Origin of the sequence: Corynebacterium glyciniphilum AJ 3170 (genome assembly GCF_007673095.1) — a bacterium.
Taxonomy (GTDB): domain Bacteria; phylum Actinomycetota; class Actinomycetes; order Mycobacteriales; family Mycobacteriaceae; genus Corynebacterium.
On sequence record NZ_VDYZ01000001.1, the window covers coordinates 374775 to 389765 of the forward strand.

The window sequence follows — 14991 nt, forward strand, 5'->3', positions numbered from 1 at the left end:
GTCCGTCGGCTGACGACACTACACCGGCGTCCACCGACCCCCTGTAGAACACGCAGCAGTGCTAACGACACAACTGACACAACGCAGAGAGAACACGTGGTGACCACCGGCGCCGACACCGACGAGCGCCCTCCCAGTCACCGCAGAACGAGGAGTATCGCTGATATGACAACCGTCACCCCCTTCCGGCCTTCGGGCCGTCACCATGTCGTCATCATCGGCGCAGGCTTCGGCGGGCTGTTCGCCGCCAAGAAGTTCGCCGGCGCCGACGTCGACGTGACCATCATCGACCGCACGAACCACCACCTCTTCCAGCCGTTGCTGTACCAGGTGGCCACCGGCGTGCTCTCCTCCGGCGAGATCGCCCCGACGATCCGCCAGATCCTGCGGAAGCAGAACAACGCACGGGTCATCAAGGCCGAAGTCCGTGACGTCGATGTCGACGACAAGATCATCACTGCTGACCTGGGTGGTAAGGACGTCGTCCTGCAGTACGACTCCCTCATCGTCGCCGCCGGCGCCAGCCAGTCCTACTTCGGCAACGACCACTTCGCCGAGTTCGCCCCGGGCATGAAGAGCATCGACGACGCCCTCGAGCTCCGCGCCCGCATCACGGGCGCCTTCGAGCGCGCCGAGATCACCGACGACCCCGCCGAGAAGGCCCGTCAGCTTACTTTCGTCATCGTGGGTGCCGGCCCCACCGGTGTGGAGCTCGCCGGCCAGCTGGCCGAGATGGCCCACCGCACCCTGCGCAACGAGTTCCGGCGCACCGACACCGAGCAGACCCGCATCCTGCTGGTCGACGGCGGCCCCCAGGTGCTGCCCCCCTTCGGCAAGAAGCTCGGTCGCAAGGCGCAGAAGACGCTCGAGAAGCTCGGGGTCGAGGTCGTCACCGACTCGCTGGTGACCAACGTCGACCGCGACGGTGTCACCTGGAAGAACATGAAGACCGACGAAGAGACCACCGTCGCCGCGTACTGCAAGATCTGGTCCGCCGGCGTCGCGGCGAGCCCGCTGGGTAAGCACATCGCCGACCAGATCGACGGTGTCGAGGCTGACCGCGCCGGCCGTGTCCCGGTGAACAAGGATCTCTCCGTGGGGGACCACAAGGAGATCTTCGTCATCGGCGACATGATGAGCCTGGACAAGCTCCCGGGCCTGGCCCAGGTTGCCATTCAGGGTGGTGAGCACGCGGCCTCGGTCATCCGCGCCGAAGTCGAGGAGGGCCGCACCGAACGCCCCGACTTCAAGTACTTCGACAAGGGGACCATGGCGATCGTGTCCCGTTTCAATGCCGTGGTCAAGCTCGACAAGGCCGAGATCTCCGGCCCGATCGGCTGGTTCATGTGGCTCGCCGTGCACCTGATGTTCATGGTCGGCTTCCGCAACCGCTTCGTCGCCGCCTACAGCTGGGGCCTGAACACGCTGTCCGCCAACCGGTGGCACCTGGTGGCCACCCGTCAGCAGCTGCACGCCCGTAACGCCCTGCGCAAGCTGCGTACCCTCGAGGACGAGCAGAACATCCGGTCCATCGAGGTCCGGGACAACCTGAAGTTCGGCGACGGTCGCGACACCCGCGCCGTGTCCGACTAGTCACGACGCCGCTTCCCGCCGGAGACCCCGGGCACCCCCTCACCACGGATGTGCCCGGGGTCAGGCTTTTCTGCACAGCCACACACGGTAGGCTGGACCACACGAGACACGGGGTGCGCGAAGACACGCGCTGAGAACACACCCGTTGAACCTGCTCTAGTTCGAACTAGCGAAGGGATGGTCCGTGTCAGACACGCTCACCACCATCGTCCATGCCGTCCACGACCTGCGTCAGCACGCTCCCCTGGTGCAGTGCATCACCAACCAGGTCGTCCCTCAGATCACCGCCAACGCCCTGCTCGCCGCAGGTGCCGCCCCGGCCATGGTCGACACTCCGGAAGAGGCCGCCGACTTCGCGGCAATCGCCTCCGGGCTACTGGTCAATACCGGCAGCCCCACCGCGGCCCAGTACTCCGCCATGGGTGAAGCCGTGCGCGGCGCGACCGCCGCGCACACCCCCTGGGTCCTCGACCCCGTCGCCTGCGGTGGACCGGCCGCGCGCACCGAGTTCAGCCGTGACATCGTCACCCGTCACCCCGCCGCGGTGCGCGGCAACGCCTCCGAGGTGATCGCCCTTGACGGTGGGGTCGAAGGAGGCGGTGGACGTGGCGTGGACTCCACTGACGAGGTCGATACCGCACTGCAGGCCGCCCGGTCACTGGCGAAACGCACCGACGGCGTCATCGCCGTCTCCGGCCCCCGGGACCTCATCGTGTCCACCACCCGTGCCAGCTGGCTGACGTCGGGCGACCCGATGATGCAACGTGTCATCGGCACCGGCTGCTCTCTCGGGGCCCTCACCGCCGCATACCTCGGCGCCGCCCGCACCGGGTCGGGCGGCCTGACCGACCACGATGCCGTCCTCGCCGCGCACGCCCACGTCGGTGCGGCCGGCACACTCGCGGCGAGGGACCATGACGGCCACCGGAGGGGCCCGGGCAGTTTCGCCGTCGCCTGGCTCGATGCCCTCGACACCGTCGCGGAGGACCCCTCGGTGATTCCCGGGTTGGTCTCGGTCGAGGAGACCACTGAGGAGACGGCCGGATGACGCTGAGCCGCCGCACAGTAACCCAGGTCGACTGGGGGCTCTACCTCGTCACTGATCCCGTCCTCGGCGGCGGGCGCGACGCCGTGACAGGCATCGTCAGCAAGGCGCTCGGCGGAGGAGTGAGCGTCGTCCAGCTCAGGGACAAGGCCCTTGACGACGACGCCTTCACGGCCCGTGCCGCAGAGCTGGCCGCCGCTCTCGCCGGCACCGGCGTCCCCCTGTTCGTCAACGACAGGATCGACACCGCCCGCAGCCTCGGACTGCACCTGCATATCGGCCAGGACGACGTCGACTTCCGCACCGCCCGCTCAATGCTCCCCGACGATCTGATGATCGGGCTGTCCGTCGACGACCACGCCCAGATCCTGGACATCGAGCACCTCATGCGTGACGGTGTCCGACCTCCGGACATTCTGGGGCTCGGGCCGGTGGACCTCACCGACACCAAGACAGACACCGGGCGTGCCCTCGGTGTCACCGGGCCCGGCAGCGTCGACGACCTCGCCGCACACGCCCTCGAGCTCGGCATCCCCTCCGTCGCCATCGGACATGTCAACGCCGGTAATGCCGCAGCACTGGGACGCACCGCCGTGGCGGGCATCTGCGTGGTCTCGGCTGTCATGACTGCCGACGACCCCGCCGCAGCCGCCCGCGAACTGCGCTCACTGTGCCCCCGACCACTCACCCCCACCGCTGTAGAGGACCCCGCATGATCCCCCGAGTACTCAGCATCGCCGGCACCGACCCCACCGGTGGCGCCGGTGCTCAGGCCGACATCAAGTCCATCGGGGCTGCGGGTGGTTTCGCCATGAGCGTTGTCACCGCCCTCGTCGCCCAGAACACCCACGGCGTGCGGCAGGTCCACACCCCCGACACCGACTTCCTGGTCGCCCAGCTCGACGCCGTCTTCGACGACGTGACGGTCGACGCCGTCAAGATCGGGATGCTCGGCACCGCGGAGATCACCCGCACCGTCACCGACTACCTCGCCGACCACCCGGTGCCGGTCAGCGTCGTCGACCCGGTGATGGTGGCCACCAGCGGCGACCGTCTCCTCACGGAAGACGCCGAAGCCGCCCTCCGCGACCTGTGCCGGACGGTGGACGTGATCACACCGAACCTCGCCGAACTCGCCGTCCTCGGCGGCACGGCGACCGCCACCACGCTGGACGAGGCACTGGAGCAGGGGCGCACGCTCGCCGCGGACCTGCAGACGACCGTCATCGTCAAGGGCGGTCACCTCTCCGGCCCCACCGCCGACAATGCGGTCGTCTCACCGGACGGACAGGTCACCACAGTCCCGGTTCCCCGCGTCGTCACCCACAACACCCACGGCACCGGGTGCTCCCTGTCCTCGGCACTGGCCACGCGGATCGCCGGTGGAGCCGACCCCGCCGCCGCACTCCGGTGGTCCAGCAGGTGGCTGTCCGAGGCCATCCGCCACGCCGACGACCTGCATGTCGGGACCGGCAACGGACCGGTGGACCACACCCACCGTGCCCGGCGACTGTCCCAGGCCGCCGACACCACGCCGTGGCACCTGACCGCATCCGTACCCCACCTCCTCGCTACCCCGGCCGACCTCGCCGCGGTAGGCGCCGTAGGAGACGATACCCAGGTGGACGCCCGGATCCCGGCCGCCGGGCCATGGACGGCCGCCCTGTGGCAGGCACAGGCACCCCTTCTCCGGACCGTCACCACACTGCCGTTCATCACGGATCTGGGGACCGGCACCCTGGCCACCGACGACTTCAACTTCTACCTCGCCCAGGACGCGGTCTACCTGTCGCAGTACTCCCCCGCCCTCGCCGCGCTGGGAGCCACCGCCCCCGATCCCGTCTCCGCCCTCTTCTGGGTCCGCGGCGCCGTCGAATGCCTCGAGGAAGAGGCGTCACTGCACCGCACCTGGCTGGGGGACGCGACCCCCGCAGCACCGTCCCACGTCACGTCGTCCTACACCTCACACCTGATGCGCTGTGTGCAGTCCCGCGACCATGTCGTCGGTGCCGCCGCCGTACTTCCGTGCTACTGGCTCTACGCGGAAGTCGGCCTGGAACTCGCTGCTCAGTCCACCCCTGACAACCCCTACGCCGCCTGGCTGGACACCTACTCCGGCGACGACTTCACCGGCAGCGTCCGGCAGGCTGTCGCCCTCGTCGAAGACGCCTTCGAGACCGCCGGCCCCCGGCAGCGCGCCGAGGCAGCACGGGCGTTCCTCGACGCCGCCCGGTGGGAGGTCGAATTCTTCGACCAGGCACACCGACGCTGAGCGGGCGCTGACCTTACTGGCGCGGCACCACCACGGTGCGCAGTTCAGTGGTGGCGCACAACTTCCCCGAGGCGGCGTTGACATGGTCGATGCGCCAGAGCTGACTGGTCCGACCGGTGTGTACGGCGTGGGCGGTGGACCGGATGACGTCGCCCGGCGTGGAGGGGCGCAGAAAGTTCGTCGCATTGGTGGTCCCCATCACCATGCCCCCGCCACCGGCGATGAATCCGGCGAAAGACCCCGCGGACTCCCCCATCGTCGCGTAGACACCACCGTTGGTGATTCCCCAGGGCTGCACGTGGTCGGTGGTGACGGTCAGCTCCACGACCACCTCGGGAACGAATTCGACGTACCGCAGCCCCAGCGTACGATCCAGGGACGGGATCGACGACTCGAAGATACCCGAGAGCTCCGCTGTCTGTGCCTCGGTGAGCTCCCCCGTACTCGCGGACGTCATCAGTTCCAGCATCCGGTCCAGGGCGCCGTCTTCCATACCTGTCCGTCCCTCAGTCTGCGTCATCGCCTGTTACTCCTCATGTCCGTCATGTCTGTAATGCACGAAATGCACGTATGTCACGTATTCCGGCGAGTCTAGCGACAGGCGGCCCGCAGCGGGCGGAGTTGGTCCGGAGGGGGCTATCATGGTGCACCATGACAGAATCCCCCGCACAGATCGGCGTTGTCGGCCTCGCAGTGATGGGCTCCAACATCGCCCGGAACTTCGCCGACCACGGCCACAGCGTTGCCGTCTACAACCGCACCGCCGCAAAAACGGACGCGTTCATGGCCGAGTTCGGAACCACCGGCAGCTTCGTGCCCTCCACCTCCATCGACGAGTTCGTCGCCTCCCTGGAACGCCCGCGTCGCGCCCTGATCATGGTGCAGGCCGGCCCCGCCACCGACACCGTGATCTCCCAGCTCGCCGACGCCATGGAGCCCGGCGACATCATCATCGACGGTGGAAACGCCCTCTACACGGACACCATCCGCCGCGAAGCAGAGATGTCCGAGCGGGGCCTGCACTTCGTCGGTGCCGGGATCTCCGGCGGCGAGGAAGGCGCGCTCAACGGTCCGGCCATCATGCCCGGCGGGCCGGCCGAGTCCTACAAGTCCCTCGGCCCCCTGCTCGAAGACATCTCCGCCAAGGTCGACGGCACACCGTGCTGCACCCACATCGGCCCCGACGGAGCCGGTCACTTCGTCAAGATGGTCCACAACGGCATCGAGTACGCCGATATGCAGGTCATCGGCGAGGCCTACCACCTGCTGCGCTACGGCGCGGGTATCGAGCCCGCCGAGATCGCGCAGATCTTCCGCACGTGGAACGACGGCGACCTCGACTCCTACCTCATCGAGATCACCGCGGAGGTCCTCTCCCAGACCGACGCCGAGACCGGGAAGCCACTGATCGACGTCATTGTCGACGCCGCCGGCCAGAAGGGTACCGGCCGCTGGACCGTCAAGGCGGCCCTCGACCTGGGCATCCCCACCACCGGCATCGGTGAAGCCGTCTTCGCCCGGGCACTGTCCGGTGCGCGCGAACAGCGTGCGGCAACCACCGGCAACCTCCCCGCCGGTGAGCTCACCACGCTGGAGACCCTCGATGTCTCGAAGGACGACTTCGTCGAGGACGTCCGACGCGCCCTGTACGCCTCCAAGCTGGTCGCCTACGCCCAGGGCTTCGACGAGATCAAGGCAGGCTCCGACGAGCACGGCTGGGACGTGGACCCCCGCGACCTCGCGACCATCTGGCGTGGCGGATGCATCATCCGTGCAAAGTTCCTCAACCGCATCGTGGACGCCTACAACACCGACGCGAACGTCCAGTCCCTGCTCCTCGACCCGTACTTCAACAACGAGGTCGGCACCCTGGTGGACTCCTGGCGGCGCGTTGTCGTCGCCTCCACCCAGCTCGGACTGCCCATCCCGGTGTTCGCCTCCTCACTGTCCTACTACGACTCCCTGCGCTCTGAGCGACTGCCCGCCGCGCTTATCCAGGGACAGCGCGACTTCTTCGGTGCACACACCTACGAGCGCACCGACCGCGCCGGGCACTTCCACACCCTCTGGTCCGCAGACCGCAGCGAGGTGGAAGCGTAACCCGTGTCAGGTCAACAAGAAGGACGGCGCAGCACCAACGCCGGTGGTCAGAACCGGCGCCGCAAGGTCGTCCGAGGCAGCCGTGCGGGAAACCGTGCAGGCAAACCCACGGCGGGCTCGTCCGCCAACGGTTCGTCCGACACCGGCCAGCGCTCGAACCAGGGGCGCCGTGCACCCCAGAAACAGGGCAACCGTCCGCAGCACAAGAACAACCGTCAGCGCCCACAGCGTCGACCCCAGGAACCTCACATCCAGCAGGAGAAGCGCCAACCCCGGGTGACCGAGGTTGCCGTCCCCACCGAACCCGCCGCCGGTGTGGACACGTCGGTGCTCTTCGCCGACATGGGGCTACCTGATCCCGTCGTCAAGGAGCTTGCAGCCCAGGGCCTGAAACACCCGTTCCCTATCCAGGCCGCGGCCATCCCGGACGGACTGGCGGGCAAGGACGTCCTGGGACGCGGCCCGACCGGCTCCGGGAAGACCTTCACCTTCGGTCTCCCGGTCATCGCCCGGCTCACCGGCGGGGCATCCCGACCCGGTAAGCCGCGGGCCCTGATCCTGGTTCCGACGCGCGAACTGGCCCAGCAGGTCGCCGGACGTCTCCGCCCCCTGGCCGAGTCCGTCGGACAACGCATCATCGAGGTCGTCGGTGGTGTGAACATCAAGCGCAACCTCACCGCCCTGGCCCGGCCGGTCGATATTCTGGTCGCCACCCCGGGACGGGCAGAAGATCTCATCCGTCAGAAGGCACTCGATCTGACCCAGGTCGAGATCGTCGCCCTCGACGAGGCCGACCAGATGGCGGACATGGGGTTCCTGCCCCAGGTCCGCCGTCTCGTCGACCACATCCCCGCCGACGCCCAGCACCTGTTCTTCTCCGCCACTCTGGACGGAGACATCAAGGTGCTCGTCCAGCGGTACATGAATGACCCGATCACCCACTCCACCGGGGAGGTCCGGGCCAAGGTCGACACCATGTCGCACTTCCTCGGGGTCGTGGACGACAAACCCGCCCGGAACGACGTCGTCCTGCAGCTCGGCCGAGCCTCGACGCGCACGATCATGTTCATGCGCACCAAACACACGGTCGACCGTCAAGTGAAGAAGCTTGTCCGTGATGGTGTTCCTGCAGTAGGAATCCACGGCAACAAGGGGCAGGGCGCACGTACCCGGGCCATCGAGGAGTTCTCCGACGGCCGTGCCACCGTCCTCGTCGCCACGGACATCGCGGCCCGTGGGATCGACATCAAGGGTGTCGACCTGGTCGTGCACATCGACCCGCCGGCAGAGCACAAGGCGTATGTCCACCGTGCGGGCCGCACCGCACGGGCCGGCGAGGCAGGCACCGTCCTGACTCTCACCACCGCCGACACCCGCCGGGACACCGAGCAGATGATGCGGAAGGCAGGGGTCAGCCCCACTGAATGGGTGCTGGACCGTCACGGCGTCACCGCTTACCTCGGCGAGCTGGGGCTGGACAGGTAGGACTGGGATGGACATCCTGCTCAGCATCCTGGGCCTGGCGGGCTTCGTGTTGTTGACCGCCGGTACCGGCCTCTTCGTCGCCGTCGAGTTCTCCACGACCAGCCTGGAGCGTTCGACCATCGAGGATGACATCGCCGCACGCGGTGACGCCGCGTCGAAGATGGTCAAGCGTGCCCACAGCGACCTCAGCTTCATGCTGTCGGGGTCACAGCTGGGCATCACCGTCACCACTCTGGCAACCGGTTACCTCGCTGAACCCATTCTCGCCAGGTTCTTCACCCCGGCGCTCGAACTCGTCGGGCTGGGGGCGTCCGCGTCGACGTCTGTCGCCCTGATCCTCAGCCTGATCATCGCCACGATCCTGTCCATGGTCTTCGGCGAACTGGTCCCGAAGAACCTCGCCATCGCCAATCCCCTGCAGGTGGCGCGCCTCCTGACGCGGCCGGTGTGGATCTTCAACACCGTATTCCACCGCTTCATCCAGCTGATGAACAACACCGCCAACGTGATCGTACGGCGGTTCGGCATCGAACCTGCCGACGAACTGGCCTCGGCGCGCTCACCGCAGGAACTCTCCGCCCTGGTCCGCCACTCCTCCGGTGCCGAGGGATTCGACCAGTCCAAGGTGCGCATCCTCGACCGCTCCCTCAAGTTCGGTGACGCCAGCGCAGAGGACTTCATGACACCACGGTCCACCGTGGACACCCTGGAGACCACGGATACCGCGCTCGACCTCATCCGTGAGGCGCACGAGTCCGGGCATTCCCGCTTCCCGGTGGTCAACGGCGACCTCGATGAGACGATCGGGGTCGTCCACGTCAAGGATGCACTCACCATTCCTGCGGCTGAGCGGGCGTCGACCCCGGTCCGGGACCTCGCACGCCGCGTTCCCACCGTGCCCACGAGCCTCGGCGGCGACGCCGTGCTCAACCTCGTCCGGTCCGCCGGCTCCCAGCTCGTCCTCGTGGTCGACGAGTACGGCGGAACAGCCGGCATCGTGTCCATCGAGGATGTCGTCGAGGAGATTCTCGGCGAGGTCTGGGACGAACACGACGACCGGACGGACTCCGAGGTCCAGCGCAGCGGGCAGTTCTGGGACCTCTCCGGCCTGGTGCGCTGCGACGAACTGGAGGACGCCTGCGGTTACGCAGCCCCGGACGGCCCCTATGAGACGCTGGGCGGCCTGGTGATGTCGACACTCGGCCGCATTCCCGCCGAGGGCGACCGTGTCCTGCTCCCCCGGAGCGAGCGCGACCTCGTGGAGCGCGTCACCGACGGGAACCCCGTCCGGTGGGAAGCCACCGTGGTGTCCATGGACAACCGCCGGATCGACCGGGTCCAGCTCCGACCGGTCCCAGACACCCACGTCGTGACCGAGGACGGTGACTCATGATGAATGACCTCTGGGCTATCGCCCTCGCTGTTCTCCTCCTGGGACTCAACGCCTACTTCGTGGGGGTGGAGTTCTCCCTGATCTCGTCACGTCGTGACCGGCTGGAGAACATGATCGCCGCCGGGAACCGCCGTGCAGGCAAGGTTCTCTACGCGATCGAGCACCTCACGATCATGCTCGCCGGTGCCCAGTTCGGGATCACCGTCGCCTCGGTGCTCCTCGGTAAAGTCGGCGAGCCCGCGATCGCACACCTCATCGAAGCCCCGTTCCACGCGGCCGGGCTCCCGGAGAATCTTCTCCACCCGGTCTCGTTCGCGATCTCCCTGCTGATCGTCACCATCCTGCACATCATTCTCGGCGAGATGGTCCCGAAGAACATCGCGCTCGCCGGCCCGGAGACGGTCGCGACGGTCCTGGTCGCCCCGCACCTGCTGTTCTGCCGCCTGGTGCACCCGGTCATGGTGTTCCTCAACTGGATCGCCAGGATCACCCTGAAGCTGTTCGGGGTGGAGCAGAAGGATGAGCTGGACTCGACCGTCTCCCCCTCCGAGCTCTCGCAGATGATCGCGGAATCCCGGTCCGAGGGACTGATCGGGCCCTCGGAGGCCACCCGCCTGTCGAAGGCCCTGAACTCCTCGAAGCGCACCCTCAGTGAGGTGATGATCCCCCGGTCGGAGGTCCACACCATCCCGGTCGACGCCGACACCGGGCGGATCACGGTGGGACAGGTCGAGGAAGCCGTCTCCGGCACCGGGTACTCGCGCTTCCCGGTCGCCGGACCGTCCGGGAACTACCTCGGGTACATCCACGTCAAGGACGTCCTCGACAATCTCCTGGACCCGGCGACCGGCCCGGACCAGCTCGTCGACGCCCATGACATCCGCACGCTGATCACCGTCGAAGGTGGAGTGAACTTCGACCACGCGATGAAGGAACTGCGCAGGACGAGCTCACACATGGCGCAGATCTCCGACGGCGGTACCGTGGTCGGGGTGATCACCCTGGAAGACGTCATCGAGGAACTCGTCGGAACCGTGAGGGACTGGACCCATGACGACTGACACCACGTCTGGCATCACGTCTGGCACGGTCCTCTCCCCGGCGCAGTGGCGGCACCGGGAAGCGACCCACCGCAGTTACGTCGACCAGCTCACTGCCGGTCACCGCGAGCGCCGCTCCCGGGGCGAACGTCACCCCGTCTGGGACTTCATGTTTTCGTATTATCCGGTCACGCCGGGGAAGCTGGGCCGGTGGAACCCCGGCTTCGGCGTCTCGCTCGTCGCCGACACCGGCGACCGACCGGGGACCACCGGTAGTCTCCGGGAGTTTCAGGGCGACCGGGGCACACCCCTGTGGGAACTCGACGCCCGCTCCCTCATGGCGAAGCGGGGCCACAGCTTCCGCTATATCCGACGCCTGCTCGCCGCCACGTTGGAGCACACCCCTCGCTTCAGCTGTTTCGGTATGCACGAGTGGGCGATGGTCTACCGTGACACACCACGCCACCCGGAGCCGCTCAGACTCGGTGCTGACGGCACCGACAGGGTCGTCGAGAACAACACACTGCGGTGCACCCACATCGACGCGTTCCGCTTCTTCACCGATGAGGCGGTCCCCCGGAACACCCTGCACCCGACCAGGGCGACCCAGGCCGAGATGGAACAGCCGGGCTGCCTGCACGCCACCATGGACCTGTACAAGTGGGCGACGAAACTCGGACCGCTGGTCCCCGGGGAGCTCTGGCTCGACACGTTCCGGTTGGCATGTGACGTCCGCCGTACCGACATGGAGGCCAGCCCGTACGACCTGAGTGCCTGGGGCTTCGCGCCAGTCGCCGTGGAGACCGCGGAGGGCCGTGCGGAGTATGTTCGACGACAGCGGGATTTTGCGGCGCGGGGGCAGGTACTGCGTCGGTCCCTGGTCGACCTGATCGACGACTTCTTCCGCTCTGTACCGCCGGTCGACGCGACCGACGGATCCGACAACGACTTGGAGAACGGCAATGGCACGGCACAGCGCGGGTGAGTCCCGGCTCAGGGTGGCGGGGTGGGTCTGGGCAGCCCTTGTCGCCCTGATACTGGTGATTGCCGTCGTGGTGGGGTGGTTCGTCCTCGCCGGACGGCAGGGTGACGACAACTCAGCCGCATCCTGTATTGACGGCGAGCAACGTCTCACCGTGTGGGCCGACCCGGCCGCAGCAGACATCGCACAGTCGCTCGCCGAACGGTACAACGCTGAGGAGCCGGTGGTCCGTGACCGGTGTGTGACTGCCGTCGTGGAGATCACGTCGACTGCGGAGGCGACTGAGGCCTACCGCCGCGTGGACCCGGGCGTCGCACCCGTGTGGATCCCCGCTGGAACCGGATTCGTCCCCGGACTGTCGGGTGCGCCGGACACGGTCGGCATCGTGGGCACCGATGATCTCGTGCACTACGTCCCTGTGGGCGGGGACCCGGATCCTTCAGCGGCCGTGTCGCCGACCGGCCCGGAGTCGATGGTGTCTGCGCTCGCCGCTGAGGCAGTCGGGCGAGAGGTCGACGCGAACGCTGCGGGGGCAGGCCCCTCGCTGCAGAGCGCGCGCGAGCAGAATCTTCCGATGTTGACCTCTGCGGACCTGCTGGACGGAGCGGCAGCGGACACAGGCGAGGTTCACACCGTGGGTGAGGTCGTGTTCCCGCTCGTCGCCTTCGGATCTTCCCCTGCCGTCGACGAGGAGTCAGCCCGCGCAGCGGCGGACTTCGCTGCCTGGGCAGACGGCTCAGAGACGGTCACCCCTCAACCTGCCTCACCGTGGCTGGCCCGGACCGCGGGGGTATTAGCGGGGCTCCCGCTGGGCGGACCGGACGGAGAGAACGGCTAAGACGACTTCCGGCGGCGACGGGCGGCGAGCTCGTCGGACGGGTTGAACGCCGTATCCGGCTGCACGACCGGTTCCGCGGGTTCGGAGGGGAATGCCGTGATCGTACCGCTGAGTTCCTTCATCAGCCCCGGGACGGCGATGCCGAACACGCCTTGGCCGCCGGCGAGAAGGTCGATGACCTCCTCAGCAGACCGGCATTCGTAGACGGTCTTGCCGTCGGAGACCAGGGTAATCCCCGCGAGATCATCGACTCCGAGGTTACCCAGCTTGTCCACTGCCCGACGGATGTTCTGCAGGGAGATCCCGGTGTCGAGCAACCCCTTGACGATCTTCAGGACGAGGATGTCACGGAACGAGTAGAGCCGCTGTGATCCGGAGCCGTGGGCGGTCCGGATCGAGGGCTGGACCAGTTTGGTGCGGGCCCAGTAGTCGAGCTGCCGGTAGGTGATCCCGGCGACCTGGCAGGCGATCGTCACCCGGTAACCGACCTCCTGGTCAGGACCGTCGACGTCGAACAAGGTGTCCTGCTGCGGCGACTGGGCAGCGTCGACAGCATCAGGGGTCATGCCCGTGTCTTTACCGGGAACATCCCGGGAGTCGCTCCGCTCCATGCTGATTCTCCTCTGTTCGGCGTGTCTGCTTGCACACCTGTGATTCACTGCTCTCAAGACTAGACGGGATGACCGTGGAGTCAACCTGCAACCGCAAACGGTCACACGGGCCACGCTCTCATCCCTGACCCTCAACTTGAGGTCGAGGGTAATGCTAACACGACGGATGAGACGACAGGGCTGTAACAACACGCGTGTCGTTCAGAAGGGAATCAGAAAAGACAGGGCCCCGACCGGTCACAGATGGTCGGGGCCACGGGCAGTTCAGCAGGCCCGGGTACGGGGCGTCAACGCGGGAGCTTCCCCTTGATCAGTGCAGCGTGCAGCGAGACAACCAGTGCACTGACCTCGCGGCTGAGCTCGGCGGACCGCTCCCGGGCGTTCTCGTCGCGGCCGTGGGCCACAGGACCGGCAACCTGGTTCACCAGGTCCGCCTGTCGCTGGGCCTGCGTCGCCAACGTCTTGAGGTGACGGTTGTCGATCCCGTGCTCCCCCATCTTCGCCGCGATACGGACAACGTCGACGTCGTCCACGGAGAAGAAACCGGCAGCATCCGGTGTGATCAGGGAGATCTTCACCAGTGCGGCGATGAATGAATCCTCGACTCCCGCCCGGGACGCCACGTCGGCACGGGTCAGACGTCGGACGGTGGCCTGTCGGAACTGTTCGGGGGTGACGGTGCCCGCAACGGACCGTCGCGCGTCGACCGGGGTCACCTTGCCCGAGTCCATGGCCTCGAGCTGTTCCTTGATCACCTTCAGCGGCAGGAAGCTGTCGCGCTGATTGGCCAGGATATAGCGCAGCCGGGAGATGTCCTCAGGAGAGAAACGCCGGTACCCCGACTTGCTGCGCTGCGGGGTGACAAGGCCCTCCGCCTCAAGGAAGCGAATCTTCGACACCGACACATCAGGGAAGTCAGCCTGAAGCTGCTTGAGAACGTCCCCGATGGACGAGGTGGGCAGAACCCGCCCTGTCGCGGGTCGGGACTCAGGCTGGGGCTGCCCTGCTGCGGCGGCATTCGCTGACACGGTACTCCTCACATCGGATGCGGGTCCGGTGACATGGTCTTGACAGAGGCGATACTACAGGAGGTCGAACCTCAGGCGTCCTTGGTGCCGTTGAGGAAGACCAGACGGAACTTGCCGATCTGAATCTCGTCCCCGTTGCTGAGCACTGCGGAGTTCTTCGGCTCCCGGTTGACGTAGGTGCCGTTGAGACTTCCCACGTCCACCACCTCGTACTCCTCACCGTTGCGACGGAACTCGGCGTGGCGACGCGAGACCGTCACGTCGTCGAGGAAGATGTCGCTGTCAGGGTGGCGGCCGGCCGCAGTCGTGTCCTGGTCGAGCAGGAACCGTGAACCGGCGTTCGGACCACGCTTGACCACGAGGAGCGCAGAACCCGACGGGAGACCCTCCACACCAGCAGGTGCGGACTCGGACTGCGCACCGGTCTCCATCTCCTTGAGGAGGTCAGCACGGAAGACCGAGGTCGTCTCGACCGATGCTTCCGGGATCCCGGTGTTGTCGCTCATGTTTCAGTTCCTCCTGGAATCTGTTGCGTTGTGACCATGGGCCCCGACCGCAGGTCGCGGCAGGAGCCGATGAGGAAAGCGGACATGAGGTCCGCAAG

Annotated in this window: 14 protein-coding genes and 1 riboswitch; of the genes, 10 read left to right on the plus strand and 4 right to left on the minus strand. The window is 67.1% G+C overall.

What is annotated here, in order from left to right; translation table 11 throughout:
* Positions 1-165 precede the first annotated feature (165 nt).
* The 4 genes from FS507_RS01785 to FS507_RS01800 all read left to right on the plus strand — a co-directional run bounded on the left by FS507_RS01785 (position 166) and on the right by FS507_RS01800 (position 4910).
* Entirely contained in the window at positions 166-1593 is a 1428-nt protein-coding gene (locus FS507_RS01785; RefSeq protein WP_145941101.1) for an NAD(P)/FAD-dependent oxidoreductase, read from the plus strand.
* A gap of 99 nt (positions 1594-1692) precedes the next feature.
* A riboswitch (TPP riboswitch) is annotated at positions 1693-1788 on the plus strand.
* Between the two features lie 10 nt (positions 1789-1798).
* Complete coding sequence (thiM, locus tag FS507_RS01790) at positions 1799-2641, plus strand: hydroxyethylthiazole kinase (RefSeq protein WP_145941172.1); 843 nt, start codon at positions 1799-1801, stop codon at positions 2639-2641.
* Positions 2638-3354 (plus strand): thiamine phosphate synthase, encoded by a 717-nt coding sequence (gene thiE / locus FS507_RS01795; protein ID WP_145941102.1) that lies wholly within the window; start codon positions 2638-2640, stop codon positions 3352-3354. Before thiM ends, thiE begins: the two co-directional genes overlap by 4 nt.
* Complete coding sequence (locus FS507_RS01800) at positions 3351-4910, plus strand: bifunctional hydroxymethylpyrimidine kinase/phosphomethylpyrimidine kinase (protein ID WP_145941103.1); 1560 nt, start codon at positions 3351-3353, stop codon at positions 4908-4910. The genes thiE and FS507_RS01800 overlap by 4 nt, the downstream gene beginning before the upstream one ends.
* A gap of 13 nt (positions 4911-4923) precedes the next feature.
* Here the strand turns inward: FS507_RS01800 and FS507_RS01805 are convergent, their stop codons facing one another.
* Positions 4924-5430, minus strand: coding sequence for a PaaI family thioesterase (locus FS507_RS01805; protein ID WP_186314508.1), 507 nt, complete (start codon positions 5428-5430; stop codon positions 4924-4926).
* Between the two features lie 131 nt (positions 5431-5561).
* Here FS507_RS01805 and gndA point away from each other — a divergent pair, with 131 nt between their 5' ends.
* The 6 genes from gndA to FS507_RS01835 all read left to right on the plus strand — a co-directional run bounded on the left by gndA (position 5562) and on the right by FS507_RS01835 (position 12748).
* A complete protein-coding gene (gene gndA / locus FS507_RS01810; RefSeq protein WP_145941104.1) occupies positions 5562-7010 on the plus strand; it encodes an NADP-dependent phosphogluconate dehydrogenase in 1449 nt (482 codons plus the stop codon).
* Between the two features lie 342 nt (positions 7011-7352).
* The gene (locus tag FS507_RS01815) at positions 7353-8495 is read left to right on the plus strand and encodes a DEAD/DEAH box helicase (protein ID WP_145941174.1); all 1143 of its coding nucleotides are present in this window, start codon (positions 7353-7355) and stop codon (positions 8493-8495) included.
* A 7-nt stretch (positions 8496-8502) separates the two neighbouring features.
* Positions 8503-9888, plus strand: a complete 1386-nt coding sequence (locus FS507_RS01820) for a hemolysin family protein (RefSeq protein ID WP_145941105.1) — start codon at positions 8503-8505, stop codon at positions 9886-9888.
* The gene (locus FS507_RS01825; RefSeq protein WP_145941175.1) at positions 9888-10949 is read left to right on the plus strand and encodes a hemolysin family protein; all 1062 of its coding nucleotides are present in this window, start codon (positions 9888-9890) and stop codon (positions 10947-10949) included. Before FS507_RS01820 ends, FS507_RS01825 begins: the two co-directional genes overlap by 1 nt.
* The gene (locus tag FS507_RS01830; protein ID WP_260853102.1) at positions 10939-11913 is read left to right on the plus strand and encodes a 3-methyladenine DNA glycosylase; all 975 of its coding nucleotides are present in this window, start codon (positions 10939-10941) and stop codon (positions 11911-11913) included. Before FS507_RS01825 ends, FS507_RS01830 begins: the two co-directional genes overlap by 11 nt.
* A complete protein-coding gene (locus FS507_RS01835; protein ID WP_145941106.1) occupies positions 11891-12748 on the plus strand; it encodes a hypothetical protein in 858 nt (285 codons plus the stop codon). Before FS507_RS01830 ends, FS507_RS01835 begins: the two co-directional genes overlap by 23 nt.
* Here the strand turns inward: FS507_RS01835 and FS507_RS01840 are convergent.
* From FS507_RS01840 to odhI, 3 genes are all read right to left on the minus strand, one after another.
* Complete coding sequence (locus FS507_RS01840; protein ID WP_145941176.1) at positions 12745-13314, minus strand: MerR family transcriptional regulator; 570 nt, start codon at positions 13312-13314, stop codon at positions 12745-12747. The two genes, FS507_RS01835 and FS507_RS01840, sit on opposite strands and share 4 nt — an antisense overlap.
* Positions 13315-13646: 332 nt before the next feature.
* On the minus strand, positions 13647-14387 hold the full coding sequence (ftsR, locus tag FS507_RS01845; RefSeq protein ID WP_075816069.1) for a transcriptional regulator FtsR: 741 nt from the start codon (positions 14385-14387) through the stop codon (positions 13647-13649).
* Positions 14388-14458: 71 nt separating this feature from the next.
* Positions 14459-14893: an oxoglutarate dehydrogenase inhibitor Odhl gene (odhI, locus tag FS507_RS01850; RefSeq protein ID WP_075816070.1), complete on the minus strand. Its 435-nt coding sequence runs from the start codon at positions 14891-14893 to the stop codon at positions 14459-14461.
* Positions 14894-14991 lie beyond the last annotated feature (98 nt).